Origin of the sequence: Herpetosiphon llansteffanensis, from assembly GCF_003205875.1 — a bacterium.
Lineage (GTDB): Bacteria > Chloroflexota > Chloroflexia > Chloroflexales > Herpetosiphonaceae > Herpetosiphon > Herpetosiphon llansteffanensis.
Map to the genome: position 1 here is coordinate 115033 of NZ_PUBZ01000169.1, position 25115 is coordinate 140147.

General features: G+C 52.0%; 23 protein-coding genes and 1 riboswitch. Of the genes, 8 read left to right on the forward strand and 15 right to left on the reverse strand.

Annotation, left to right across the window (positions count from 1 at the left end; all coding sequences use genetic code 11):
- Window positions 1-72 precede the first annotated feature (72 nt).
- Together C5S61_RS26415 and C5S61_RS26420 are read left to right on the forward strand one after the other, a co-directional pair.
- Window positions 73-750, forward strand: a complete 678-nt coding sequence (locus tag C5S61_RS26415; RefSeq protein WP_110520555.1) for a hypothetical protein — start codon at window positions 73-75, stop codon at window positions 748-750.
- 53 nt (window positions 751-803) lie between these two features.
- Window positions 804-1271, forward strand: a complete 468-nt coding sequence (locus C5S61_RS26420; RefSeq protein WP_110520557.1) for a GNAT family N-acetyltransferase — start codon at window positions 804-806, stop codon at window positions 1269-1271.
- Window positions 1272-1726: 455 nt separating this feature from the next.
- Here C5S61_RS26420 and C5S61_RS26425 read toward each other — a convergent pair whose 3' ends face one another.
- From C5S61_RS26425 to C5S61_RS26465, 9 genes are all read right to left on the reverse strand, one after another.
- Window positions 1727-4579 (reverse strand): VWA domain-containing protein, encoded by a 2853-nt coding sequence (locus C5S61_RS26425; protein ID WP_110520559.1) that lies wholly within the window; start codon window positions 4577-4579, stop codon window positions 1727-1729.
- A gap of 99 nt (window positions 4580-4678) precedes the next feature.
- A complete protein-coding gene (locus C5S61_RS26430; RefSeq protein ID WP_110520561.1) occupies window positions 4679-5068 on the reverse strand; it encodes a tautomerase family protein in 390 nt (129 codons plus the stop codon).
- Window positions 5069-5079: 11 nt separating this feature from the next.
- Complete coding sequence (locus tag C5S61_RS26435) at window positions 5080-6984, reverse strand: VWA domain-containing protein (RefSeq protein ID WP_110520563.1); 1905 nt, start codon at window positions 6982-6984, stop codon at window positions 5080-5082.
- A 9-nt stretch (window positions 6985-6993) separates the two neighbouring features.
- Window positions 6994-7554 (reverse strand): YcxB family protein, encoded by a 561-nt coding sequence (locus C5S61_RS26440; protein WP_110520565.1) that lies wholly within the window; start codon window positions 7552-7554, stop codon window positions 6994-6996.
- A gap of 31 nt (window positions 7555-7585) precedes the next feature.
- Complete coding sequence (locus C5S61_RS26445) at window positions 7586-8470, reverse strand: DUF58 domain-containing protein (RefSeq protein WP_110520567.1); 885 nt, start codon at window positions 8468-8470, stop codon at window positions 7586-7588.
- Between the two features lie 27 nt (window positions 8471-8497).
- Complete coding sequence (locus C5S61_RS26450) at window positions 8498-9223, reverse strand: DsbA family protein (RefSeq protein ID WP_110520569.1); 726 nt, start codon at window positions 9221-9223, stop codon at window positions 8498-8500.
- A complete protein-coding gene (locus tag C5S61_RS26455; protein ID WP_110520571.1) occupies window positions 9220-10209 on the reverse strand; it encodes an AAA family ATPase in 990 nt (329 codons plus the stop codon). Before C5S61_RS26455 ends, C5S61_RS26450 begins: the two co-directional genes overlap by 4 nt.
- Window positions 10210-10303: 94 nt before the next feature.
- Window positions 10304-10498 (reverse strand): hypothetical protein, encoded by a 195-nt coding sequence (locus tag C5S61_RS26460; RefSeq protein WP_054536849.1) that lies wholly within the window; start codon window positions 10496-10498, stop codon window positions 10304-10306.
- A gap of 9 nt (window positions 10499-10507) precedes the next feature.
- Entirely contained in the window at window positions 10508-12190 is a 1683-nt protein-coding gene (locus tag C5S61_RS26465) for a DUF8809 domain-containing protein (RefSeq protein ID WP_110520572.1), read from the reverse strand.
- A 340-nt stretch (window positions 12191-12530) separates the two neighbouring features.
- Between C5S61_RS26465 and C5S61_RS26470 the strand changes: the two genes are divergently transcribed.
- The gene (locus C5S61_RS26470; RefSeq protein WP_240614573.1) at window positions 12531-13031 is read left to right on the forward strand and encodes an FKBP-type peptidyl-prolyl cis-trans isomerase; all 501 of its coding nucleotides are present in this window, start codon (window positions 12531-12533) and stop codon (window positions 13029-13031) included.
- 504 nt (window positions 13032-13535) lie between these two features.
- Here the strand turns inward: C5S61_RS26470 and C5S61_RS26475 are convergent.
- From C5S61_RS26475 to C5S61_RS26490, 4 genes are read right to left on the reverse strand one after another with little or no spacing between them, the layout of a single operon-like run.
- Entirely contained in the window at window positions 13536-14348 is an 813-nt protein-coding gene (locus tag C5S61_RS26475) for a sulfate ABC transporter permease (protein WP_110520574.1), read from the reverse strand.
- Window positions 14345-15187 carry a sulfate ABC transporter permease subunit CysT gene (gene cysT / locus C5S61_RS26480; RefSeq protein WP_110520577.1) on the reverse strand — a complete coding sequence of 281 codons (843 nt, stop codon included), beginning with the start codon at window positions 15185-15187 and terminating at the stop codon, window positions 14345-14347. The genes C5S61_RS26475 and cysT overlap by 4 nt, the downstream gene beginning before the upstream one ends.
- The gene (locus C5S61_RS26485) at window positions 15184-16224 is read right to left on the reverse strand and encodes a sulfate ABC transporter substrate-binding protein (protein ID WP_110520580.1); all 1041 of its coding nucleotides are present in this window, start codon (window positions 16222-16224) and stop codon (window positions 15184-15186) included. Before C5S61_RS26485 ends, cysT begins: the two co-directional genes overlap by 4 nt.
- Complete coding sequence (locus C5S61_RS26490) at window positions 16221-18119, reverse strand: ATP-binding cassette domain-containing protein (RefSeq protein WP_110520581.1); 1899 nt, start codon at window positions 18117-18119, stop codon at window positions 16221-16223. The genes C5S61_RS26485 and C5S61_RS26490 overlap by 4 nt, the downstream gene beginning before the upstream one ends.
- Before the next feature lie 360 nt (window positions 18120-18479).
- Window positions 18480-18582: riboswitch (TPP riboswitch) on the forward strand.
- A gap of 57 nt (window positions 18583-18639) precedes the next feature.
- On the opposite strand from C5S61_RS26490, the gene C5S61_RS26495 reads away from it, so the two are divergent.
- Window positions 18640-19800 carry a thiamine ABC transporter substrate-binding protein gene (locus tag C5S61_RS26495; RefSeq protein ID WP_110520583.1) on the forward strand — a complete coding sequence of 387 codons (1161 nt, stop codon included), beginning with the start codon at window positions 18640-18642 and terminating at the stop codon, window positions 19798-19800.
- Window positions 19801-19866: 66 nt separating this feature from the next.
- On the opposite strand, the gene C5S61_RS26500 is transcribed toward C5S61_RS26495, so the two are convergent.
- Entirely contained in the window at window positions 19867-20448 is a 582-nt protein-coding gene (locus C5S61_RS26500; RefSeq protein ID WP_110520585.1) for a hypothetical protein, read from the reverse strand.
- Between the two features lie 386 nt (window positions 20449-20834).
- Here C5S61_RS26500 and ftcD point away from each other — a divergent pair, with 386 nt between their 5' ends.
- The 3 genes from ftcD to C5S61_RS27010 all read left to right on the forward strand — a co-directional run bounded on the left by ftcD (window position 20835) and on the right by C5S61_RS27010 (window position 22865).
- Window positions 20835-22319 carry a glutamate formimidoyltransferase gene (ftcD, locus tag C5S61_RS27000; protein WP_164689800.1) on the forward strand — a complete coding sequence of 495 codons (1485 nt, stop codon included), beginning with the start codon at window positions 20835-20837 and terminating at the stop codon, window positions 22317-22319.
- 61 nt (window positions 22320-22380) lie between these two features.
- On the forward strand, window positions 22381-22545 hold the full coding sequence (locus C5S61_RS27005) for a hypothetical protein (protein WP_164689801.1): 165 nt from the start codon (window positions 22381-22383) through the stop codon (window positions 22543-22545).
- A gap of 182 nt (window positions 22546-22727) precedes the next feature.
- Entirely contained in the window at window positions 22728-22865 is a 138-nt protein-coding gene (locus C5S61_RS27010) for a hypothetical protein (protein ID WP_164689802.1), read from the forward strand.
- Here C5S61_RS27010 and C5S61_RS26510 read toward each other — a convergent pair.
- Window positions 22836-24389, reverse strand: coding sequence for a tRNA nucleotidyltransferase/poly(A) polymerase-related protein (locus C5S61_RS26510; protein ID WP_110520587.1), 1554 nt, complete (start codon window positions 24387-24389; stop codon window positions 22836-22838). The genes C5S61_RS27010 and C5S61_RS26510 overlap by 30 nt on opposite strands.
- A gap of 77 nt (window positions 24390-24466) precedes the next feature.
- Here C5S61_RS26510 and rfbC point away from each other — a divergent pair, with 77 nt between their 5' ends.
- Entirely contained in the window at window positions 24467-25033 is a 567-nt protein-coding gene (gene rfbC, locus C5S61_RS26515) for a dTDP-4-dehydrorhamnose 3,5-epimerase (protein WP_110520589.1), read from the forward strand.
- The last annotated feature ends 82 nt before the right edge of the window (window positions 25034-25115 follow it).

A 25115-nucleotide genomic window follows, 5' to 3' on the forward strand; every position in this document is an offset into this window, starting at 1 on the left:
TACACCCTAGCACAGTGGCAGAGTCAAGCGCTAATTAATCGCAATATTTAACCAGTAGAGAGGAGTTTCATCATGACGTATTGGTTTCGAGTAATGTTATGGGCAATATTGGGCATTATTGCTAGCTGTTTCGCGTTAATCGGCTTATTTAAGCTGTTGTATGGGCAACGTACGCTCAAAGATATGATGATTGCACCGATTGTTATTGATGAACCTATGGATGAGTGCAGTATTTCAGCAACGCGTACCTTTGTTCTAGCGACGACGATGCTAAACAAATGGGATCAGAAAATTTATAACCTGAAGACAGGTGATGAAATTGCGTATCCTGCTGCTCCTGATGCAGAAGGTTATGGTGAAATTCTGGGTTGGATTAATGACCCAACCCAAGATGCGTTCTTCGTAGAACCACACTGGATGGTTAATTTGACCACAGGAGTTGTTTCTAAAACCAAAACGCTTGGTTGGGAGCAGGCTGATTATTGGTGGGCATCGCTTGCAATTCCTGGTGATGGCGAAGTCTATTTAAAATCGCCAGATCAACAGTATGTTGCTGGTTTTGGTTCGATTTATCGAGCAATTAACGCAGATCCTCCCTTAGGTGAAGTCGTTGCGAGATCCTCGTTTAGTACCACTGAGCGATGTATTAATGCCTGGGAGCCGGATAGTAGTGGCTACTACTTTATTGATGTTCATTCACGCTTCAGGGTTAGCGGCCCATTGCACTTTGTTAAAAATCCTGAACGCTAGCGAGGCTTGAACATGCTGTTTAACCTGCATACATACCAAGAAAGGAATGGATTATGGCGATAACTATCGATCGGCTTGGAGTTGGCGACGAGGCGATTATTCAACAGCTGGCGCTTGAAGATGCTTTATTTGGGCTGGAGCCTGATGTCGATGAGCCATTAATTGCGCTTGATGAGCAAGCAGGCCGCCAGTTTTTGGCTAATCCAGCGGTGTTGTATTGGGTGGCACGCGAGGCCGCAGCAATTACTGGCTTTTTATATTGTGTGGTCGTGCCGCTACGCTCAGGCGAAGGCAGCGAAGTCTTGCTCTACGAGATTGGCGTACATCATCAATGGCGACGTAAAGGCGTTGGTCAAGCTCTGTTGCAAACCATGGAAGCATGGATGGCTGAACATGCAATTAGCGCAGTCTGGGTGCTGGCCGATAATCCTGCTGCTACTACCTTTTATCAGGCTTGTGGCTTTGCAATCGAATCTGAACAACCAACATATTTAGTTAAGAACATAGAGCATAGAACATAGAATATAGAAATTATGAAGGATGAGGGATGAGGGATGAGGGATGAGGGATGAGGGATGAGGGATGAAATGCTCAAGTCAAAAATCAAAATAGGGGTCAGGGGCCAGCAATCAGGGGTCAGGATTTAACGCAGAGGCGCAGAGGAATGGTGTCTTTTGGCTATGGGCTATGGGCTATCGGAATTAATAATCCTCAACATCTGTGCAATCTGTGACTAAAAACTCATGGCTATAGGCTATTGGCTGTAGACTATCGGGTGATCAATTGGTGCAATTTATAGCTAAAAACAGCCTTCTCGTTCTTTGTGTTCTTCGCGGTTTCAGCCCTTCGTAGATCAGATTTAATGCAGAGGCGCAGAGAAGATATGGCCATGGACTATTGGCTATCGGAACATGTGGTGGTATGACACTGGTTCCAAAAGCCTATAACCCATAGCCTATAGCCCCTGCTCCCTCGCTTACTGCCGACGGGCGCGATTTTTGGCGGCCCGCAGGCGTTCGATTGGATCTTCTGCTTCGTCAATGGCCTTGGTGGAATTTTCTGGTTTGCTTGCTAATGGCGCGGTCGGCGGATTATCCTTGGGCTTGACTTCGCGCTCGCTCTTATCGCTGAACATTTGTTGGCGCGCCCGGCCCTTGGCTCCTTGCAAGCTGCTCATCGTGGCCGTTGGGGCTGCAGCAGCAGTTTGGCGCTCTTTGCGGGCTGTTTGCAAGGCCGTAAAATCTTTGCGCCGCAAATTAAGTCGTCGGGCTGCAATATCAAGCAGCAGCAAAACCAGCGCTGCAAACAACAAACCCAAATCAATTGGCGTAGCGCGGCGTACCGCATCGAGCGTATGATCAAAGGCTTGCACTGGTTGGCTCAAACTACGGCCAGCAGTGGCTTTGGCCAATGTGCTCAGCAATTCCGGGTTGGCTTGGCCTTGGCGATATTCAGGCGAGTAGGGCACAATCAAGCCTAAGGTGCGGGCAAAAGCTGGCTTGCCATTGGCATCATTGCCAACAACCTGAATCAAATAGGTGCCTGCAATGGGGCTAGCAACCCGTGCCCGATATTGGCCCGGCCCAACTTCGACCAAGGTTGCATCGATCGCCTCGCCCGTTGGCCCAACCATACGCGCATTGACGTTCATTGCAGTTTGGGGAGCGCCCTGCTCATCATTGGCTACAATATCAATTTGCACATCGCTGCCAATCAATGAAGCTTCGCCGCTGACGCTATCGTTGCTGATGCGCGGCAAAAGCCAGCCAACCAATTGAGCAGTGAAGCGCGGAAATTGATCCCACGTCACCCAATTGCTGGCCCACTTGCCCTTGAGATCGCTCGTCCAAGCGATGCTCCGGCCTAGCCCATATTGCCATTGCGCAAGCACTGGCGAGCCATCAGAAGCGGTCAAAATCACTTGGGCATTGTCTTTTTCAACTGTGCCATTGTAGCCCAACAAGCTTGGCAAGCCCTCTTGCAAATCGGCCAACACTGGGCTATCGCCAGCATAGGCTGGGGTAAATTGCTCCTCGACAATATAGGTGCCAACTGCTTGAATCGTTTCTTGCAAGAAGATTTGGGGCACTTCTTCCATGGCGCGGGCTGGATAATAGCGTCCGCCGCCAAGCTCTGCATAGCGTTGCAAGGCGTTATCCGAGCCATTGCCAGCAGCCACAACCGAAAGCGTGATGCCGTCTTTATTCATATTTTCGGCAATGTTGCCAATGTCGGTGGCATGGCCCCAGCCATCGGTCAATAAAATCGCATGTTTGATTTTGGCATCGCTTTGGCGCAATTGCTCGTAGGCTGCGTTCATGCCGCTGACCACGTTGGTTTGGCCATTGGGCGATACCGGCGATAACGCTGCCACAACATCATCTTGGCTGGGCACTTTGTTGAGTTCAATCGTCCAGTGGGCTGCATCATCGAAAGTTACAACGCCTAATTTATCGTCTTTACCCAATACCGATGCTGCTTGGGCCACTGCTTCTTTGGCAATGTCGATCTTGCGTGTGCCGCCACCAGCGCGGGCTGACATGTCGCCACCGTTACAGTGACAAGCATCCATACTGCCCGATTTGTCGATGATAAACACCAAGGCAATGTCTGGGCGTTGCTGGCGATTGCGCACGTCCATGCTGACTGGCAGGGCTTCTTCGATTGGCGTAGCGGTGTAGCCGCCAACCCCAAAACTTTGGCGACCGCCGATCATGGCCAAGCCGCGCCCAAGATCGCCAACATACGAGCGCAGCAATTTTTGGGTATCTTGATCAATATCGCGTGAAGGCACATTCAGTAATAAAATCGCTTCGTAATCGCTGAGGGCGGCCAAATCGGTCGGCAAGCCAGTTGCCGGAACGACGACGGGTACTAAATTGGCTGCTTCGAGCGCTGGCCGCAAGGCGCTAGCATCGCCAACTTCGCCTTCAACCAGCAATACTTTGGGCGGGCCGCCAATTTGCACCAGCGAAGCCGCCACATTATTTTGGGCGCGAGTATCGCTGGTTGGCACAACTTGGGCGCTATAGCGATGAAAGCCTTGATCATTGACGACTAAGGTGGTGGTGAAGCTGCTCGTGCCAACTGGCAAGCTAATCGCTTCTTCGAACACAATTTGCTCATCGGCACGCCAACGCAATTGGGCCGATTGCGCGGTATTGCTTTCAATCGTTGCGATCAATTGAATCTCTTGGCCAGTGCGGGCTGCTGAGGGTGCGCGAAAAGCGCTAATCGCCACTTCAGGGTTGCCTTGCTCGATGCCAGTTGGCACAATATCGATTGGCACATTGCGGCGTTGCGCGAGCGGAACCATCTCCAAGGCGCGGCCACTGTTCTCTCCACCATCGGAGAGCAACACAAGCCGTTTTTGGGTATCGGCGGGAAACAGCGCCAAGCCAAGCTGCAGCGCCTCGCTAATGTCGGTACGCGCAGCGATTGGCACCGATTGAATCGTGCCTAAGCGCTGAATATCCGATGGTACGCGTTCGACCAAAGCGTTCTCGCCAAAGACCACGACCGCTGCTTTATCGCCCTCTTGCATGCTTTGGAGTGCTTGGGCAATAAACTGCTCGTTGGTGGAGCGTTGGCTAGGAGCGATCGAATCGGAGCTATCGAGCAAAAACACTGTGGTCAAGTTTTGAACTGGTTGGCGCACTTGGGTTCCAGCAAGGCTGCCGATCAAACACACCAGCAACAGGGTGCGCAAGCCAAGCGCCCACCAGCGGCGTTGCCCGCTGCGGCCACGGCTGTTGAACCAGCCTAAGAGCCACACAAACGGCAGCGCCAGCAAAAACCATAGATATTCTGGTCGGACAAACGATAGCATAACTTCACCCTAGCAAGGCCAAATGCCAACGGCATCGGGAGCCTCTCCATGAACAGCCTGCCTAGCAAAAACGCTGGGCGGTTGAATGTTGCGGTTCAATTAGATTTCAACTGGATACGGCAGTTGTAGCTCGTCGCCAGTAACGCCGCGAATGCCCCAGTTGTGGGCTGGCGTTTCGCTCAGCGTAATTTCTACATCCTGCGCTTGAATCCCATACAGCTGGGCAATTTGGGCAAATAAACCTTGGATTAAAGCTTTTTTGGCGGCAATGCTACGCCCAGCAAAACAGCTAATTTCAATAATCAGATAGTTGCTTGAACGATCAGCTGGCATCAACCAATCGTCAGCTGCCATTGGAAAAAAGCGTTGAAAGCGCTTGTTGGCTGGTAATTGAAAATGTTCAACTAGACAGCCATGAATGGTTTCGGCTAAGGCCGCCTTGATTGGGTTGAGGCTACTCGCCAAGCCATACACTTTAATCTGGGCCATACTCGCTCCTCTTAGGCTGCGCTGCGGCGGGCATTCCACCAGAGTTTGAGCCGTGTCAAGGCGCTGCGTTGGGCAAAGACCCATTCAATCAAGACGAAAATTAATGCTGCCAAGGCCAACCAACGCCACCATTCTTCGCGGCCAGCTTTGGCTTGGGTGGTTTCGCTTGAGCCAACTTGACCACCGCCAATTTGGGCTACATCAAGCACCTGCACTGGCGTAATTTTGGCTTCGCTTTCGCGATATGCGTTCACGACATAACGTTGGCTGCGCGTAACTACGCCATCTTTCAGTAATTCGACGCTATAAATGCCTGCTTGGTTCATGAGGCTGCCATCGAAGCTAATCAAGCCGTTATTTGGTGCTGCTTCGTGGGTTTCGCCATCAGGCTGAATCAGCCGCACGCCGCTAATATCGTTGGTTACTGCAAAGGCCAATTCTTGGTCGGGCGGCAGAATCGCTGAATCGCCACCAGTGCCAGGAGCTAAATAACCAACCAAATTGGCAATCAACAAGGGAAACGAAATATTCAACGGCAAATCGGAATCGTGGGTGTCAAAGCCAAGCACCGCAATCCGCCGCCCATCAACTTCGCCAGCAATCAGCAAGGGGCCTGCGGCGCTATCGATGACCGTATGCGCCCAAGGTGCGTTTTCAATTCGCGCCGATTTCAAGATGTTGACTTCGCCAAGTTCGACGTTGCGCAATAACGGATCATCGGTTGGTGCTGGGCGAGGCACAGGCCGATCCAAGCTACCAGTGACCGAAAAATATTCGGTTGAGCGATAGGGCGCGATAAACAGCAAGTTGCCTGGTGGCAGTGGCTCTGGCATGCTGGCATCAAGAATCGTCAACAAGGCGGTGTCGGTAAAGGTTGCCGTTTCAGTCAGATAGGCTGAAACTTGCACCCGTGGCATCAAACCCAAGGCCGTGGCCAAAAAGCGATTGCCCGGCGTAACAAAGCGCACCGGAATTGCATCGCTTGAAGGCCGAATCGCCCAGGCCACATCATCGCTGGGCAAGCTATCGCTGCCATCAAGCCGCGCCTCGACAGTGCTGGCAGTTGACGGCACATCGATATTGACGGTTTGATCTTGGCCGGGCAGAATTTCCAAGTCGTAGGCATTGAACAAAGTACCATCAAGGGTGACCAACAAACGGCGCGTAACCCGTTCTTGGCCTTGATTGGTGACCCGAGCAAAAAAAGTGAGCGTGCCAGGCGCTAGCTCGTTCAAGGCGATGGCAGCGATTGCTTGGTTGTTGTTGCTGCTGCCAACTGGAAAATAGCGAATTTTGGCCGGCAACGTGGCGCTCATTGGCACGGTCACTTGACCATCGGTCAAAATTGCTACTTCTGATTCTTCTTCGCGGGCGGCCAAGGCTCCAGCCAAACTCAAGGCTTGCGACATATCCGAGCCACCGCCCAAGCGCAATTCGATGCCTTCGATTGCGTCGCGAATTTCGCGGCGGTCGGTGGTGGCGGCAGCAGGCACATCAAGTTCGCCGCCGATGGCCATAATCGTGGCCCGTGCGCCATCAGGCAGCTGATCGACCAAGCGAATCGCCTCGTTTTTGGCAGCTTCAAGCCGATTGGCCTCAACATCGGTTGCGCCCATCGAAGCAGAGCGATCGATAATTACAATGAGATTTTGCCCACTAACCCCAACGGTTTCGCGAAACGGTCGCGCGATTGCAAACGCCAAAAGCAAGGCAATCAGCAATTGCAGCCAGAGCAACCAATTGTGGCGTAGGCGTTGCCACGGCGCGTTGGCCTCAACATCGCGAACCAATTGATTCCACAAAAAGGTTGAAGAAACCGTGCGTTCTTCGCGGCGCAGACGTAAAATGTACATGGCCACAATGCCAGCCAAAACCGTACCGCCGGCGATAAACATTAATGGTGCAATGAATCCCATACTATCTACTCACTCTGCTAGCTGCGCATCAGCATGATATTGCGCAAATTGTTGCAACGCCATCTGCTGATCGGCTGGCGATTTAAAGGCTCGCTTGGGAATAACCACTACGCGATTGTTATGGCTAATCAAAAGAATATGCTCTGTTTCATTCAGAACTGTCTGAATGAAATTCCATTTAAAATCACTAATAAAACAAGGATTAGTTTCTTTAATATGCATTGAATCACTCATAAAGGTTGTTGGTAGTTCAAAACTTGCTTGCTCATTGCGATAATTCTTTTTCAAATATTCTAAGGTGAATTCACGCATATCACGATGGCTATAAACAATCCAGCTACTCAAGAGTATTAACCCAAGCACAATCAGCCAAACAATCAAATGATCGACCTGAATTAGTGCAGCAATAAAAAAAGCAATTGATGCAGCACCCAAAACATACAGTAATAATTCATAATAGCGATTTAAATTCAGTGCTTGCTGATAGCGCGGGCTATGCTTGAACATTGCTAAGTTTGCCGCTTGATAATCGGTGAAATCAAGCTGATAATTTAATATAATTGGTTCCATAATCTACTTTCAATACAAAAATTGAATTGATTTAGCGCACAATTTGGCGCTCACGTAGCACTGAAACCAGCAATGTTTCCAAGGGCAGGCTGGTATCAACAAAAATATAGTTGATGCCGCGAGTTGTGCAAAAATGCTCAACTTCTTCGCGCCATGCTTGCAAACGTTCAACATAGCGTTGCAATAGATCGAGATCGGCGCTAATATCGAGCGCTTCGCCACCTTCAGCATCGAGCAATTTTAAATCGCCCTCGAATGGTGGGTTAAGCTCATCTGGTGAAAGCACATGCAGCACAGTTATCTCAAATGGGCGGCGGCCAAGCGTGCGCAAGGCTTCTTCCCAATCGGGCGTGAGCAAATCGCTACACAACAGGAGCGGCCCCGCAACCCGCGCGGTTTGCACATAGCGACGGCTGGCTTGCAACAAACTGGTGTTGCCGTTGCCTTGCAACTTGTTTAGCAAATTGAATAACGGTGGCACGCCTGCCCGCCCGCGCCCAGCAGGAATCCGTTGCTCGTTGCCGCCACCAAAACTGGTCACTTGGGCGCGATCAAGGCTAGCTAAGGCGATATAGCCCAAGGCTCCTGCTGCTTGAGCAGCATAACGCAGCTTATTTGGCTCGCCCCAATCCATCGAAGCGCTGGTGTCGATCAACAGGTGGAGCGTAATTTCTTCTTCGGCCACAAACAGCTTGAGGAAGAACTTCTCCAAGCGGGCATATAAATTCCAGTCGATTTGGCGAAAGTCATCGCCGGGCGTGTAGGGCTTGAAGTCGGCGTATTCAACCGACGAGCCACGCCGTGGCGAGCGACGTTCGCCTTGCATCTGGCCTGCAATATTGCGGCGCGTCAGCAGCGCCAAACGATCCAATTGTTTTAAGAATTGTGGTTCAAATAGCGCTGCTTGTTCGCTCATGTCAACGTCTCCACACTCAACCAACGATTATTGATTTTGGCTTGCCAAAGTGATTGCTGCATCGAAGCCTTCCATTGGGTAGGCACCTGGAATGATGTAGTTGCCAATGAAAAAGGCTGGCGTGCCAGTTGCTTGAGCAGCGACGGCCTCGGCGGTTTCAGCGTTAACTTTGGCTAAGACTGCTGGATCTGCTTGGCATTGGGCAAAGGTTTTGCTATCTAAGCCCAATTCTTCTGCATACTTGAGCATTGTTTGAGGAGCAAGATTAGGGTCAATGCCCCACTCGCTGGCGCGCACAAACAAGATGTCGTACATCTCCCAGAATTTGCCTTGATCCATCGCACAGAAACTGGCAACACCGGCTGCTGGCGCTGAGGTATGGCTTTCGACGGCGATATAGTTGCGGAATACATAGCGCACTTTGCCAGTGTCAATATATTTGGCCTTCAGGTCAGGAAAAACCGATACATGATGGCGCTGGCAGAATGGGCATTGGAAATCGCTATATTCAACAATCGTCACTGGCGCGTTAGGATCGCCAAGCGAGCGTTGGTCGTCGGCAGGAATTTGGGCTGGCGCGGCCAACGGAATAAACTCGCTGGCAATGCCCAACGTATCTTTGGTTGCTGGCGGAGCTGGCGTTGATGGCACAATCGTTGGGCGAATACTGACTTGGCGGCCTGTATCAGCTTCGTAGCTGCCACAGCTGGCCAAAACGAGAGCCAAGATGATTAGGGCAATACGGCGGGTCATGCTTCTTCCTTAATTGATTCCAAAATGCTATTGACGATGCTTTCGCTGTTAACTCCCTCAGCTTGACCCTCAAACGACAAGATAATCCGGTGGCGCAAGGTTGGGGTTGCCATATCGCGCAAATCGCGGTAGGCCACATTGGTGCGACCATCGAGCAAGGCCCCAATTTTGCCAGCCAAAATCAAGGCTTGCATGCCCCGAGGGCTGGAGCCATAGCTCACATAGCGTTTGACTTGCTCTGGTGCGAGTGCACTATCTGGGTGGGTTGCGCTGATAATGCGGGCTGCATAGCTCAGCACATGAGTGGCAACAGGCACCGAACGCGCCATCTGTTGCAACTGAATCAAAGTCGCGCCATTGATGACTTTTTGCGGCTTGGCTTGATCCGTGCCGGTGGTACGTTGGGCGATTTCTACCAACTCTTGCGGTGATGGAAATGGCACATTGATTTTGAAGAAGAACCGGTCGAGCTGCGCTTCTGGCAGCGGGTAGGTTCCTTCCATTTCGAGTGGGTTTTGGGTTGCGAGCACAAAGAATGGCTCTTCGAGCTTGTAGCTGGTGCGAGCCACGCTGACCGTATGCTCTTGCATGGCCTCTAGTAGCGCCGATTGGGTTTTTGGCGTTGCGCGGTTAATTTCATCGGCCAGCACAAGGTTGGAGAAAATCGGGCCGCGTTGGAAGCGGAACTCTTTTTGCCCTTGTTCATCTTCGGCGATGATCGTCGTGCCGATGATGTCAGCAGGCATCAAGTCGGGGGTAAACTGAATCCGACTAAATTGGCAATCGACAGCATCAGAAAGCGTCCGAATCAGGGTGGTTTTGGCCAAGCCAGGCACACCTTCGAGCAAGGCATTGCCGCCTGCCAGCAAGGTAATTAATGTTTGGCGGATCAAGGCGCGTTGCCCTACAATCACTTTGCCTATTTCAGCCTCAATGGCAGCGGCAGTGCGCCGAAACATTTCAGCATCGCGTTCAGTGTATTGCATCCAAACTCCTTATCAACAAAAGGCTATAGGTCTCTGAATCATACCTGATTCAAGCAAAAACCTATAGCCTCGAACCTAAAACTCTTGCTCTTCGCTACGTGAGTTGTGTTGTGGCATACACCAACAGAGCAATTGTGGTGAGCAAAAAGCCCATCCAGCCGAGCGCAGTAGCAGCAAACGAAATCGTCATTGCACGTTGGCTGATGTTGAAGCGTCGCGTCGCGACCAACAGGGTCCACATACCGCCTGCAAGCAGGCTCAAAAACACGAACTCAAGGGCTAGAAACATAGAATCCTCTTACTGTTCCAATTGGTTAAAGTAGTCGCGGATAAAGTTCTTCAGTTGTGGTGGGATGTATCCGCTATCCACTGCCCGACCTGCCGATTCTTGGTAGTTCGGGTTGGCTTGATTATACGGTACTTGCGAGCCATTGGCGATGCCAGGGCCTGTGCTGCCGCTTGGTTGGCTTGGCGCACTGCCGCTGCCATTGGGTTGGCCAGTCACATTGCTTGGATTATTGGGATCGCCTGGTTTCCACGGTTGGTAGACCATCCCTTTGTCGTTGCCAGTGCCCGGGAAGTCGCGATCATTACGGCCTGTGCCGTTGCCGCTCCCGTTGCTATTGCCTGAGCCAAGATTCCCTGCTTGGCTGCCGCCTCCGCCTTGACCCTGACCTTGGCCTTGACCCTGGCCCTGACCTTGGCCTTGACCCTGACCTTGGCCTTGACCCTGACCTTGGCCTTGACCCTGACCTTGCTGACCTTGTTGGCCTTGCTGGCCTTGCTGGCCTTGTTGGCCTTGCTGACCTTGTTGACCTTGTTGACCAGCTTGCTGATTTTGCTCACCTTGCTGACCAGCTTGGGCTGCCTGATCACGGCTATTTTGAACTTCGCTCAAGGCTTGCTCAACGCCTGCTTGATTTTGCAATTGTTCAGCGCTTTGGCTAGCTTGATTGCTTGCTCGTTGCAAGGCTGAGCGGGCATCGGCAAGATTGCCATTGCGTAAAGCGCTCGCAGCATCGCGCAACGATTGAGCCATTTCAGGGTTGGTTGCAGCGGTTTGGTTGGCTTGTTGCTCAAGTGCATTGGCCAATTGCTCGCGCTGTTCAGGAGTCATCTTTTCTGCATCCTGAGCGGCCTGTTCGAGTTCTTTGGCTGCATCGCTTGCCTCTGGGCGTTGCTCTTGGCTGGCACCACGTTGATTCTTCAAGGCTTGGGCTAGCTCTTGCAACGAGGCTTGGCGTGCGCTCGCTCGTGAATCCAAACGCTTTTGCAGTTGTTGTTCGGTGCGCGAGATTTTAGCCAACGCATCTTCGCGCGAGCCAGTATTTTCGCGCAAATCCTTGGACAATTCAGCCAATTGGCGATCCAATTCGGCGCGTTCTTCTGGTGAAAGTTTTTCGTCCTTAGCAATTTCTTCGCGCGTTTCATCGATGCGGTCGGCGATCCGTTCAAGATCGGTTTTGACGGCTTCGCGTTCAGCTAAGACATTGCTTTGAATATTCGGTAACACGGCAGAGGTGATGCCTAGGATCAAAAACAATGCTGCCAAACCCCACCACAAGCGATGTTTGCGTGGTGGCGCAACCCGAATATCCTTGGCATTGGCATTGCGAGCTTTATCGAGTGCATCGTTATATTGCACATCATCAAGTGGCCCACGATCATCGCGTTTGTGCAATTCGAGCGCGGTTGATAGGCGTTCGCGCAAATCAAGCTCAAGATCGCTGCGTTGGGCGATGCGGCTGCTCGATTGTGGGCGTAGTGCTACCACCAATAAGGCAACTAGCCAAATTGCGAAGGGCACTAATGACCATAATGTCCAGTTGGGAATCGGGAAGAGCCGACCTGCGCCTTGAATTAAAGCAAAGCCAAGGGCAGGGAGCCAAAATGTGCGACTCAGCCATTGCAATGTATCGGCAAGGCGTAAGCGCCGCCCGAATGGGCGTAGCAGATGAACAATCTCGGTTGGTTGTGCCATACCTAATCTCCTTCGCCGCATTATACACGACTCATGTGCTGAGCGAGATTAATATTTGGCGACAGTCATTTTAACTTTAGCTGCCGCTGACAATTGCATATAAAAAGGGTATCGACAGAAGCATAACGACAAATAATGCGGCTGAAATTTTGTCTGACAATCGTTCCATTGGGAACCCCCTTTGTGTTTGCCTATCAATAGAACGTCAACCATGCACAGATTGTTCCACGCCCTATCCTAGAATATTTGCGTGGCTATGAAAATGATGCAAAGCTGATGAATATGTGAAGCAGGGTATAATAGCGACGTTTGGTTTCAATTTGCAATGAAAGGGTTTTACGTGAAACGGATTTTGCTTTCGATGTTGGTTGCGGTGAGTTTAGTTGGCTGTGGTGCGGTTGAGCGCCCTGCAAACCCGACTGTTGTGCCAACCTCAGCGACCGCAGGTGTTGATATTTCAGATGTTTCGGCAGTTATTCCTGCCTTGCCTGCTGGCTTAGAAGCCAAGCAAACCGCAAGTGGCTTGCGCTATGTTGATATTGTGGTCGGCACTGGCCCTGAAGTAATCGCTGGCTCAACTGCTGAAGTCTATTACACTGGCTATCTTAAATCAGATGGTTCACAATTCGATTCAAACGTTGGTGCTCAACCATTTGCGGTTGAAAACGTCGGTGCTGCGATGGTTATCACTGGCTGGAACGAAGGTTTAGTTGGCATGAAGCAAGGTGGCAAGCGTCGCTTGATCATTCCTTCGGCACTTGGCTATGGTGCTCAAGGGCAAGGGCCAATTCCTGGCAACGCCGATTTGGTATTTGATGTTGAGGTCACTGTCGTTCGCTAATGCGGGATGACGCTAACTGATTAGCAGTTATTGAAATAGACCTTAGCGCTAGCATTTTTAACCACGAAGATGGGCTATCGAGTTTGGGGTATTTCAACCAAAACTCCGATAGCCCATCGCTATAAAATCTAGTTTAAAGATTTTATCCACGAAGGTTAAGTTTTTTTGCCACAGATTACCAAATGGCTATTGGCTATTTGTATTGGTTCATCACGTTAACCACAACCTGATCCCCTCACCCCAACCCCTCTCCCGTGGCGCGGGCGAGGGGCTTTAATCCCGTGGTTTTGACGCAATTTGTCGGTGAAACACCAGTGCTCCCCCTCGCCCGCGTCCAGTGGGAGAGGGGGGTGGGGGGTGAGGGGATCAGGTTGCCAATCCAATGTACCAGTACAACTATTGGCTATTGGCTTTAATGCTGTGGGTTCCAAATCAATGTCCGAAAGCCTATAGCCTATAGCCTTATGTTCTATGTTCTATGTTCTTTGCTCTGTGTTCTTTGCTTTATGTTCTATGTTCAATGCTCTTTTGTGAACGCCGATGAAAGACATCGATGACTAGAACTAAGACCAATGAGATTGCGCCAAGCAGCAAGGCAGCGCTATAGGCTCCTGCATATTGGCGGTCGTCGAGGGCGCGGAAAATATAGACGGTTGCAGTTTCGGTGCGGCCTTGAATCCCGCCACTAATCACTAACACTGCCCCAAACTCGCCCAAAGCACGGGCACACGTCAGGCCGAGTCCATACAAAAAGGCCCAACGCAAGGCTGGAAAGGTCACTAAGCGGAAGGTTTGCCAGCCACTTGCGCCCAAGGTTGCGGCTGCCTCTTCTTGCTTGCGCCCAAAGGCTTCGAGCACCGGCATTAACTCACGAATCATAAACGGCAAGGTGACAAACAAGGTTGCCAAAATCATGCCTGGCAAGGCAAAGGCAATTTGCCAGCCCATGGCTTCGGTCAGCGGCTTAAGCACGCCGTTGCGGCCAAAAAGCACAATCAGGGTGAAGCCAACAATGACTGGCGACATGGCGAATGGCAAATCGAGTAAGCGATTGATTAGCGCTTTGCCCACAAATTGATGCCGCACCAACACCCACGCCACCAGCGTGCCAAAGATGCCATGAATCGCCACCACCACCAAGCAAATGATGATGGTCAGGCCAAACGAGCGCAGCACGTGCGGGTGTTGCAACGCCTCGATCATGGCTGGCACACCTTCGCGAAATGCGCCAAATACAATCGCACCTAACGGGGCAATGATCAACATTCCCATGTAGCCCACGACAATGCTAATTAATAGCCATTTGCGCCAGTTCATGGGTTTACCTCCTGCCGTCGACGACTGAGCCAATCAACCAAGGTCATTGTGCCAAGGGCAATCGCCAACATCACTAATGACATGGCGCTCGCATCGCGTTGGCTGCCCGATTCGATTTCGCCATACACATAGATGGCGGCAGTTTGCGAGCGCAAGGGAATGTTGCCAGCAACCACCACAATCGCGCCAAATTCGCCAATGGCCCGCGCAAAACTCAGCAATGTGCCCGAAACCAAGGCTGGCAGGAGCGCTGGCAAGGTGACGCGCCAAAAAATTTGCCAGGCTGGCGCGCCTAAAGTGGCAGCAGCCTCTTCGCTCGACCGATCAAGGTTGATCAAAACGGGCTGAACTGAGCGCACCACAAAGGGAAACGAGGTAAACAGCAGCGCCAAAATAATGCCTGAGGGGGCGAAAATCACCTTCCAGCCAAATTGCTGATCGAGCCAGCCGCCAATCGCTGCTTGCGGGCCATACAAAATGACCAACATCACGCCAGTGACCAAAGTGGGGATGGCAAATGGCAAATCGACCACAGCATTGAGCAGTGTTTTGCCGGGAAACTCATAGCGCACCAGCACAAATGCCGTCAATAAACCCATGACGGCATTAATCAACGCCATCACAATCCCTGTCCAAATGGTGAGCCAAATGGCGTGGCGGGCAATCGGTGAGCTAATGATGCTGATGATCGATTCAACGCCAGCGCCCAGCCCATCAACCACCACAACAATTAACGGCAATAACAAAAACACTGCCAAATAGGTTAAGGCAGCGCCGCGGATACTCCAACGACCCCACGGTAAACGTGGGGTCGTTCGTTCAATTGTTTGGGTTGTCATTGCTGGACCTGCGCTAGCACTTTGGCATAAACGCCATTATCGCCAAAGTATTCGGGCGTGGCTTTGCTCCAGCCGCCAAATTCATTGATCGTAAATTGATCGCTGATGGCGGGATAGCGCTCAGCAGTGGCCTTGGCAACATCGGCATCGACCGAGCGCAAGCCAAATTCAGCAAACACTTCTTGGGCTTCACGACTGTGCAAGAAATTGATAAAGGCTTCAACTGCTTGGCGATTGCCATGTTTTTCAACCGATTTGTCGATCAAGGCAATTGGGTTTTCGATCAAAATGGTTGACGATGGAATGACCATTTCGTATTTTTGGCCGCCTTTTTGGCCAACCAACACTTCGTTTTCATAGGTGATTGCCACATCGCCAACGCCTTTTTCAAAGTTGGTGATGCTTTCGCGTGCGCCTTTGTCGAACACCACGACATTTTTGAGCACGCTCGCTAAGAAGGCTTGGGCGGCTGCTTCATCATTGGCTGGCACACCAGTGACATGGCCACGTTTGGCTGCGCCATACAAGGCCAAAATATTCCATTGTGCGCCGCCGCTAGTGCGTGGGTCGGGAGTCAAAATTTGCACCCCAGGCTTGGCCAAATCGGCCCAATCTTGGATGCCTTTGGGGTTGCCTTCGCGCACTGCAAAGACCACAACCGAGGTGCTGACCATGCCTGAGTGCGTGCCAGCTTTCCAATCGTGGGTAATCAGGCCAGCATCGCTGATGCGGTTAATATCGGCTTCGAGCGAAAGCGCTGCTAAATCGGCCTCAAACCCTTCGACGATGGCCCGTGATTGCGCACCCGAACCTTGGTACGATTCTTCAAATTTGACCTCGCCGCCAGTATCGGCCTTCCATTTTGCTTGGAACAGTGGAATTAATTTGGCATAGGCTTCGCGCGGCGTGGTATATGCACCCAACGTGATCGTGGTAACTGCGCCATTGCCACTGGTGGTGGTTGAGCTGGCTTCGCCACATGCTGCCAACAACGCGACGATTAACAAACTCAATAAGCTAAAATGCAAGCGTTTCATGCCACTGTCTCCAAAACATTCAAAGCCAGCCGTTCAGGCATTGGCTGAAGATAACTTGAACGAATAATCAAAACTGGTACGCTAAGTTGGCTCAAGAGTGGGCCAACCACGCTGCCAAGGTCGTAATTGCTGCTGTAGGCTCCCAGTGGCGCACCAACAATCACCAGATCATAGCCCCCGCGTTTGATCTCGGCGTTGATGGTTTGCGCTATGTTGCCTACCAGCACTTTGCTGTCGGTCACAACTTCATGGCGACGTAAACTAGCGGCGCTGCTTTGTAAAAATCGCTCGAGGCGGTCAATATCGTTGGTTTGGGTTGCTACCGAAATCAGGGTTGCGCTTGCGCCCACCGATCCCAATAAGCGCCCGGCAAACGCTACATCTTCTTTGCTTGGCTCGCCATCGCTTAGGCAAATAAGGGCTTTGCTGCATGCTTTGGCGGTTGGTGGCACGAGCAGGACATGCTGTTGGGCCACGCTTAACAATTGGGTTGCATCACGCTCTGCATTGCGTGCTTCCGTGCCGAGCACCACAATATCGCAGGGTTCGTGTTCGGTTTCGCGGCGCACAGTTTCAATCAAACTGGTGGTTGATAAACGGGTTTGCAAGTGGGGCAAGCCAGCGCCAAGTTGCTCGCGCACTGCTTGGATGCGGGTGCGCAAACCAGCTTCGTTGCCATCGCGGGCCACGACCGTTGCGCGGGCATGGGCGAGGCGAGCCAAGTTGCCGCCAATATTCAAGGCGGTTTCGGCGACTGGCTGGCTATCGGAAATCATTAAAACATTCAGGCCGCGTTGACTGAGTGCATGCAAGCGCCGTACGCCGATCCACAATTGATCGCCACTGTGGATTGGCAAATTGCGCGCTTCATCTGGGTTGCGCAGGGCATCAATCAAAATTGCGTGCTCGCCAAAAGGCCGCACTGGTGCAATCGAGTGGACATCGGGCAACGCAGGCAAGCGCAGGCGAATTCGTTCAAATGCCCCAACAAAGGTTTGAGTTTCGACTGTGGCTTGGCCCAGCGATGGAGCGCGTAACGCGGCTTCGGTTTTGGCCAAAACTACATCTTCTGGGCGAATGACGACTTGCACAGCGGGGTGATGCTCGGCAGTGCTTGAGGTTTGCAACGGAAAGGTCATCGACCCAACCTGCACCCCAACATCGTTGCACTGACCAAGCAGCACATTGGCGCTACCAAGGAAGGTGGCGACAAATTCGGTTTGTGGGCGTTGATAGAGCTCATTGGGCGTGCCAACTTCGAGCAAACGGCCCATATTCATCACGCCGAGCCGGTCGGCTAATTCAAACGCTTCTTCTTGATCGTGGGTCACGAAAATCGTGGTAATGCCTAGTTCGCGTTGAATGCTGCGCAAATTGCGGCGCAAATCGGTGCGAATTTTGGCATCGAGTGCGCCAAAAGGTTCGTCGAGCAGCAACACTGCTGGGTTGTGGGCCAAGGCGCGGGCTAAAGCAACCCGTTGTTGTTGGCCGCCAGAAAGTTGGCGGGGCAAACGCTTGCCCAAGCCTGCTAAGCCGACGAGTTCTAATAATTGGTCGCGGCGTTCGCTGCGTTGCTTGCGCTCAACCTTGCGAATGCGTAAAGCAAATTCAACATTTTCGGCCACTGTCATGTGTTCAAACAGGGCATAATTTTGGAAGACAAAGCCCACATCGCGGGCCTGAGGATTCAAATCGGTTACATCACGGCCATGCAGCACAATCCGGCCAGTATCGACCGGAGCCAAGCCTGCGATCATGCGCAAAATCGTGCTTTTGCCACTCCCGCTCGGCCCTAGCAGCACAAAAAATTCACCATCGTGAATTTGCAGTGCCACTTTATTGACCACCGCATGTTGCTCGTAGCGTTTGGTCAGTTGATCAAGCACAATCGACATCGCACCCTCCTTATGGTTCCAAGCATGTTCCAGCTATGTTCCAATTCGGTTCCAAATTGGCTAACTGGCGCGTCGTTGGGCTAGTTGCCTGTTTGATCGATCAACCGAGCGCATCCGTGGGTGATGCTACTAGGCGGGTTGGCCATACCGCATAGGCGTTCCAATTCGATCAAACCTGTGGGGTTTCTAGCTACTCTTATCATCACACGCGGCAATTCCAAAGCTTGTTCCAGAGGGGTCAGGATTCAGGGGCAAGGGGTCAGTTTACGGGAACCGCGAAGAACACGAAGAGCACGAAGGATGGAGAACTGGCTTTTGCTGATTCAAATTTTTTGTGCTATTGTGTGGGCAATTACAGATAACAACCGCTAGGGGTGCCACATGGCTGAGATTTCGCAACGGCGAAAGACCCTCTGAACCTGATCTCGTTAGCACGAGCGAAGGAAAGCGGCGTGGTTTAATCCCGCCGTGCGCGGGATTTTTGCATGTGGTCTCTAGCCAATGTTCAAGGAGTTTATTCGTGAAACGTTGGTTACTTAGTTTTTTAACAATCAGTTCATTGGTTTTAGCTGGCTGTGGTGCGGCGGCTACGCCAACTCCTGAAACGGCAGTCGAACCTACGCCAGCCACAACCGCTGCTGCTGAGGTTACGCCAGCAGCGACCCAAGCCACCCAAGCACCCACCGATAGCGGCCAATTTGCTGGCCAAACCTTGGTGGTGGTTTCGCACGATAGCTTTGCAATTAGCAGCGAAGTTATTTCGGGCTTTGAAGAAATGACCGGCGCAACCGTGCAGATTCTCGAATCGGGCGATGCTGGCGAGGCACTGAACAAGAGCATTTTGGCCAAAGGCGCACCCTTGGGCGATGTGTTGTATGGCGTTGACAATACCTTTTTGAGCCGCGCGCTTGATGCAGATATTTTCGAAGCTTATGCGTCCAAAAATCTCGAGCAAATTCCTGCCGAATTGAAGCTCGATGCCCAAAATCGGGTTTCGCCAGTTGATGTTGGCTATGTCACAATTAATTATGATAAAGCTGCTGTGGCCGAAGCTGGCTTGAGTTTGCCAACCGATTTACGCGATTTGACCAAGCCTGAGTGGAAAGGCAAGTTGGTGGTTGAAAATCCAGCCACCTCATCGCCTGGCTTGTCGTTTATGTTAGCCACGATTGGCCACTTTGGCGAGAGCGGCGAGTATACCTGGCGCAACTTCTGGAGCGATTTGCGCGCCAACGAAATCAAAGTGGCAAGCGGTTGGGAAGAAGCCTATTATGGCGATTTTAGCGGAGCCAGCGATGGCCAATATCCGTTGGCGGTGAGTTACGCCACCAGCCCTGCTGCCGAAGTGATGTTTGCCACAACGCCCTTGACCGATGCGCCAACTGGCAATGTATTGTTGCCAGGTGCTTCGTTCCAACAAATTGAATTTGTGGGCTTGTTGAAAGATGCCAAAAACCCTGAATTGGGCAAAGCTTGGATCGACTATATGCTCAGCGACGCATTCCAAAGCGACATTGGCGGCCAGATGTTTGTTTATCCTGCCTTGCCAAGCGCCAAAGTGCCTGCTGAATTTAGCCAATATGCTCAAGTGCCAAGCGAGGTGGTAACGCTTGCGCCAGCAGATATTGCGGCCAACCGCGAGCGCTGGCTCAACGAATGGCAAGAAACCGTTTTACGCTAGCTAAAACAACAATCCCCTGCAATTCCAATCTGGTTGCAGAGGATTGTTTTTGTTTAACCGGCTTTTTTAGTCGCCAGTGGTTTTGACTGCTGGCCAATCGCCAACCATCAAGCCGCCGACAGCGCCGATCAATGCGCCAAAGCCACCACCGAGCAGATATTCGCCGGTGACCGTTGCCAAGCCCAAGCCAATCAACACACAGAAGGCAACCCCAACGATAATCCGTTTGAGCCGACCAAGCATAGTCAGCGAGATAATCGAATTGGCGCTGATTGAATCGTTGCCAGTGCTGGCTGGTGCTGCTGGTTTTGGTGCGACAGGCGCGGCAGTTGCTGGCGCGGCGGCAGGTGTGGCGGCAACCACAGGTGCAGCAGCGGCAGGCGCTGGCGTTGCAGCCACACCTGGCGCAGCAGGTGCATCAGCGGCAGCTTTTTTCGCAGCCCGAATTGCTTCCAAGCGTGCTTTTTTATCATCCGACATATTGGCACCAACCGCAGCAGTTGCGGGAGCCTCAGTTGTTGCCGCTACGACCGGCGCAGCAGGTGCAGGTGCAGCCGCTGGCGCTTCGCCTTCAGCAGCTTTTTTAGCGGCATTGGCTGCGCGAATCGCATCGAGCCGCGCCTTTTTTTCATCGCTTGTATCAGCCATGTGCGTCCCTCAGATAGCAAAGATTAAATTGATCGACAAATGTTGTTACGATAGCACGGTATTTTCAATCGCAAACAAGCCAGTAATCCTCAACTCATTGAGTTAAGGCTTCCAACTCGCGCTGTATTGTATCATGCTTGGTTGGTCTTGGTGCAGCTATTTGGTGAGGAAAAATCAGTTCCGTTGAGCCAGCCGTGCCGTTCCACCCAAGAGCACGGCTGACCTTTTCGGATTGAGAGGAAACGCACCTGTAGTATGCCGCCAACAGATGAGTATTAGGTGAGGATGATGTCAATGGGCGATTAAGATTCTGGGCCTGTTGTTTAACCAAATTCTCAGCATCTGATCTATACTTGGGCCGTTGTGGTTCGTCAAAGGAGACATCAATGGGCTTGGTCGAAAGTATTATGAATTTTAGCGAGGGTCGTCGCACTGAGGTTGTGCACGCCATTCGTGATGCAATTACGGCAGTTGCTGGCGTGCAATTGCTCGATGTTCAATCTGACGCTGATCATAATCGCACGGTGATTAGCTTTGCAGGCGAGGCCGAGGCGGTTGGCGAAGCTGCCTTCCAAGCCACGCGCACTGCCCAAGGCTTGATCAATTTGGATACACATCGCGGCGAACATCCGCGCATCGGCGCGACCGATGTTGTGCCATTTGTACCGCTTGGCCAAACCAGCATGAAGCAATGTGTGGCCTTGGCCCGCAAAGTTGGCAAGCGCATTGGCGAAGAGTTGGGGATTGCGGTCTATCTTTACGAAGAGGCAGCAACCCGCCCCGAGCGCCAGAATTTGGCCGATGTGCGCAAGGGCGAATATGAAGCTTGGCGCAAAGCTGTTGGGGTTGATGCAGCCCGCGCGCCAGATTTTGGCCCAGCTGTGGCAACGCCCGCCGGAGCGACCGTCGTCGGCGCACGCCAACCATTGATCGCCTACAACATCTATTTAAATACAACCGATGTTGAGATTGCCAAAAAAATCGCCAAATCGATTCGCTATCTTGGTGGCGGTTTGCGCTATGTCAAAGCCTTGGGTTTGTTGGTCGATGGCCGCGCCCAAATCTCGATGAACTTGGTTAATTTCCGTGGCACGCCAATTCATCGGGTGCAAGAATTGGTGCGCGCCGAAGCCATGCGCTATGGCGTGACGATTACCGAAGGCGAAGTGATTGGGCTGGTGCCGCAAGATGCGCTGTTTGATGCTGCCGAGCATTATCTGCAACTCAACAACTTTCGCCGCGACCAAGTGCTTGAGGCCAAATTGGCCGCGCCAAGTAGCGACAATTGGCTGCCAAATAACACCTTGCAAGCCTTTGCTGCTGGTACGCCAACGCCTGGTGGCGGCTCGGCGGCAGCGTTGGCCGGGGCTTTGGCTGGCTCATTAGGCCAAATGGTGGCAAATTTGACGGTTAGCCGCAAAAAATACGCAGCGGTTAAGCCAATTATCGCCGCCGCCTTGGAGCGCGTGAGCGAGGCCACGACAAATTTAGGCAAATTGGCGTTGGCTGATAGCGCAGCGTTTAACGCGATCAGCGTTGCCCGTAAATTGCCTGAGGATCAAGCTGATCGTGAGCAACAAATGGCCGCTGCGATTCTCCATGCCTGCGAAATTCCCTTGCAGGTTGCACAACAAGCTGCTAGTTTGTTTGCTGATTTGCAGCTTTTGGCGACCCAAGGCAACGCCAATGCCCGCACCGATGCCCAAGTTGGCGGCTATTTGGCGTTTGCAGCGGTCAATGGCGCGTGCTTAAATGTGTTGGTTAATCTGAGTGATCTGAGCGATAGCCAACAACGCGACGCATTCAGCGCCAAGGTTGCTAGCTTGCGCCAACAAGCTGAACAAGGCTTGCAGCAATTGGTGACACTCTAGGCAGGGTTATGCTACAATGAGCACATAGATCAACTTCTGCGTATCGCGAGGAGATTTTTCAATGGCTCGTTGGCTTCTGATTGTCGTTGGCTTGGCTGCTTTGGTGCGCGTCATCGACTTACAACGTAAACTTGATGCCGCCCGATCACGTGGCGATATGTACCGCGACATCTCAGCCCGCCTTGATCGTCAATTGGCGGACTTGCAAAAGCAAGCTAAAGCCTAAAATTTAGGCAATTAAACGAGCCGATCAATAAACCAACTTATGGTTATTGATCGGCTTGGCATTTAATCGGTCTTACGGCGGAGTGTCAGTCGGCCATCAGGCGCTCATCAGATAGTCATACTGGCGTAGCATGAAGTTATTGAGTACGCTGCCTCTGGAAACACAAGCCCATGGAGGTCGCCATGCTGACGACATTATTTTTTGTTGCGCTCCTGCTTGTGGCATTAGCCGCATTGCCCTATGTTTCGCGCTCAACGCCCTTCGTCGAGGACGACAGCGACGAGCCACAATTACGCATGAAGTCGACGCGCCAGCGCTAAGGCGCTTTCACGGTCGGTCACTTCGCCAGCAGCTTGAGCCTCACGAATTGCCTCAAGCAAAGCCCCAATCTGCGGGCCAGCTGGCAAACCTAGCGCTTGCATTAACGTGTGCCCATCAACGAAGGGCGCACGTTTTTGTTGGGCCTCTGCATCCCAGTGGAACCCAAGCATTGCGTCTGTCCAAGCTGCTTGGTAGGCCCAATGATGTTCTTGCAGCAATGGCCCGCGTGTGGCCATATGGTCGGCCAAGGCGTGTAATAAGGTATCAACAGCGCTTTCCTTTAAATCGCGAAAGAAGCGATAGGCCGCTTTGGCACTGGTTTCTGGTTGCGAATAGAGCTGGCCTGGCCGCATATGCCCAGCAATCACCTTGCACATATATTCAATTTCTTGGTTGCTAAATCTTAATCGCTGATACACGCCGCGCGCAATTTCGGCTCCAACGGTTTGATGTTCGTGAAACGACACGCTGCCATCGGGCTTATCGACGCGGGTTGCTGGCTTGGCACAATCGTGCAGCAAAATGGCCATTTTCCAGAGTGCTCGATGGCTGGCGGTGTTGCCAATTGGCTGCTGAATTTGAGCCACGATTTGCTTGGCCCATTGCAGTTGCAAGCTTAGGTTTGGCAGCATGCGCAAGGTTGCTGGCTGCTGAAAAAAGGCTGGTGGATGCCAATCGTCGGCGCTCGCTGGGGGTGCTACTGGCGCTGGCTGTTGATCATGCTCCAATTGGGCGAGCAACCATTCGCCTGCCGTAATTGTTTCGAGCGAATGTTCCCACACATCTAAAAAGTGAATATTGGGTTGGGTGTGGTGGTACATTGGGCGAATCTCAGGCATTAAACTTGGCAAAAGATTAATTCGATCCAAATAGCGTAACCAACTAGCACTCCAACGAGTGGCTAAAATTGCCAATAATTCAACGCGCACCCGTTCAACTGCGACTTGCGTGATTGCTTCGACATGCGCCCGAATCGCCTGATCGGTTGCCGGATCAAGCTGCCAGCCAAGTTGGGCCGCGATGCGTACGGCGCGCAGCATGCGCAAGGGATCGTTCGTAAACGCTGTTGCTTGCACCATGCGTACGGTTCCGCTTTGAATCGCATCCAAGCCAGCATGCGGATCGATAATCTGACCAAGTTGGGCTTGCTCGTAGAGCGGCGCGGCCATGGCATTAATCGTAAAATCACGATCAGCCAAATCGCCTACCAAATCTGCTGCGCGCAAATGCGCAAGATCAAGATAGTTGCCATCGTGCAGCACGACGCGGCCAATATCGCGCTCTGCATCGAGCACCACCAAACTGGCGTTGAGCTGGTTGGCAAGGGTTTGGGCTAAGGCAATTGCTGGTTGATCGACAACTAAATCAACATCTTGCAAGGCCCGCCCAATCACCAAATCGCGCAGCGTACCGCCAACAACCCAAGCTGGCCGAGCGCCGAGCAATTGTTTGAGCACGCTCAAGGCTTGGCGTAAACTGAGATACTCCGAGGTTTGGGGAAACTGAACATGACGCATCTTCATAGAAAACTCACTTTGGGCAGCTATGCTCTATAATTGTGGGATAATCGAACCACAAAATGGCGAAAGGAATAAAGGCAATGAGTTTGACCGTAACGCAAACGGCGCTTGATGGCGTTGTCATTATTAAACCAAGCGTGTTTGCCGATGAACGCGGCTTCTTCCTTGAAACATACCACCAGACCAAGTTTGCTGAACTCGGTCTGCCTACCGATTTTGTTCAAGATAATCACTCACGTTCCAAGCAAGGCGTGCTGCGTGGCTTACATTATCAAGATGAGCGCCAGCCAATGGATAAATTGGTGCGCTGTAGTCTTGGTAAAATTTTCGATGTAGCAGTGGATTTGCGCGTGGGTTCGCCGACTTTTGGTAAATGGGTTGGGGTTGAACTTAGCGCCGATAACTTTTTACAGTTCCTGATTCCTTCAGGCTTTGGCCATGGCTTTGTGGTGCTCTCGGAGTTTGCCGAAGTGCAATATCGCTGTACAGGCTTATATGCGCCAGAAACTGAGGGCGCGGTGTATTGGAACGATCCACAAATTGGCATCGAATGGCCAATCAGCGAGCCAACGCTCTCAGGTCGTGACCAAGCTGCAATGAGCCTCGAAGCCTATTTAGAAAATCCGGCGTTTCGCTATCGTGGGTAATTGGCTATGGGTTAGGTGCTTGGATTGCTCCTAGTTCACCACCCTTCCGTCCCGCCTCAAGGCGGGAGACGCAGGGGGTTTT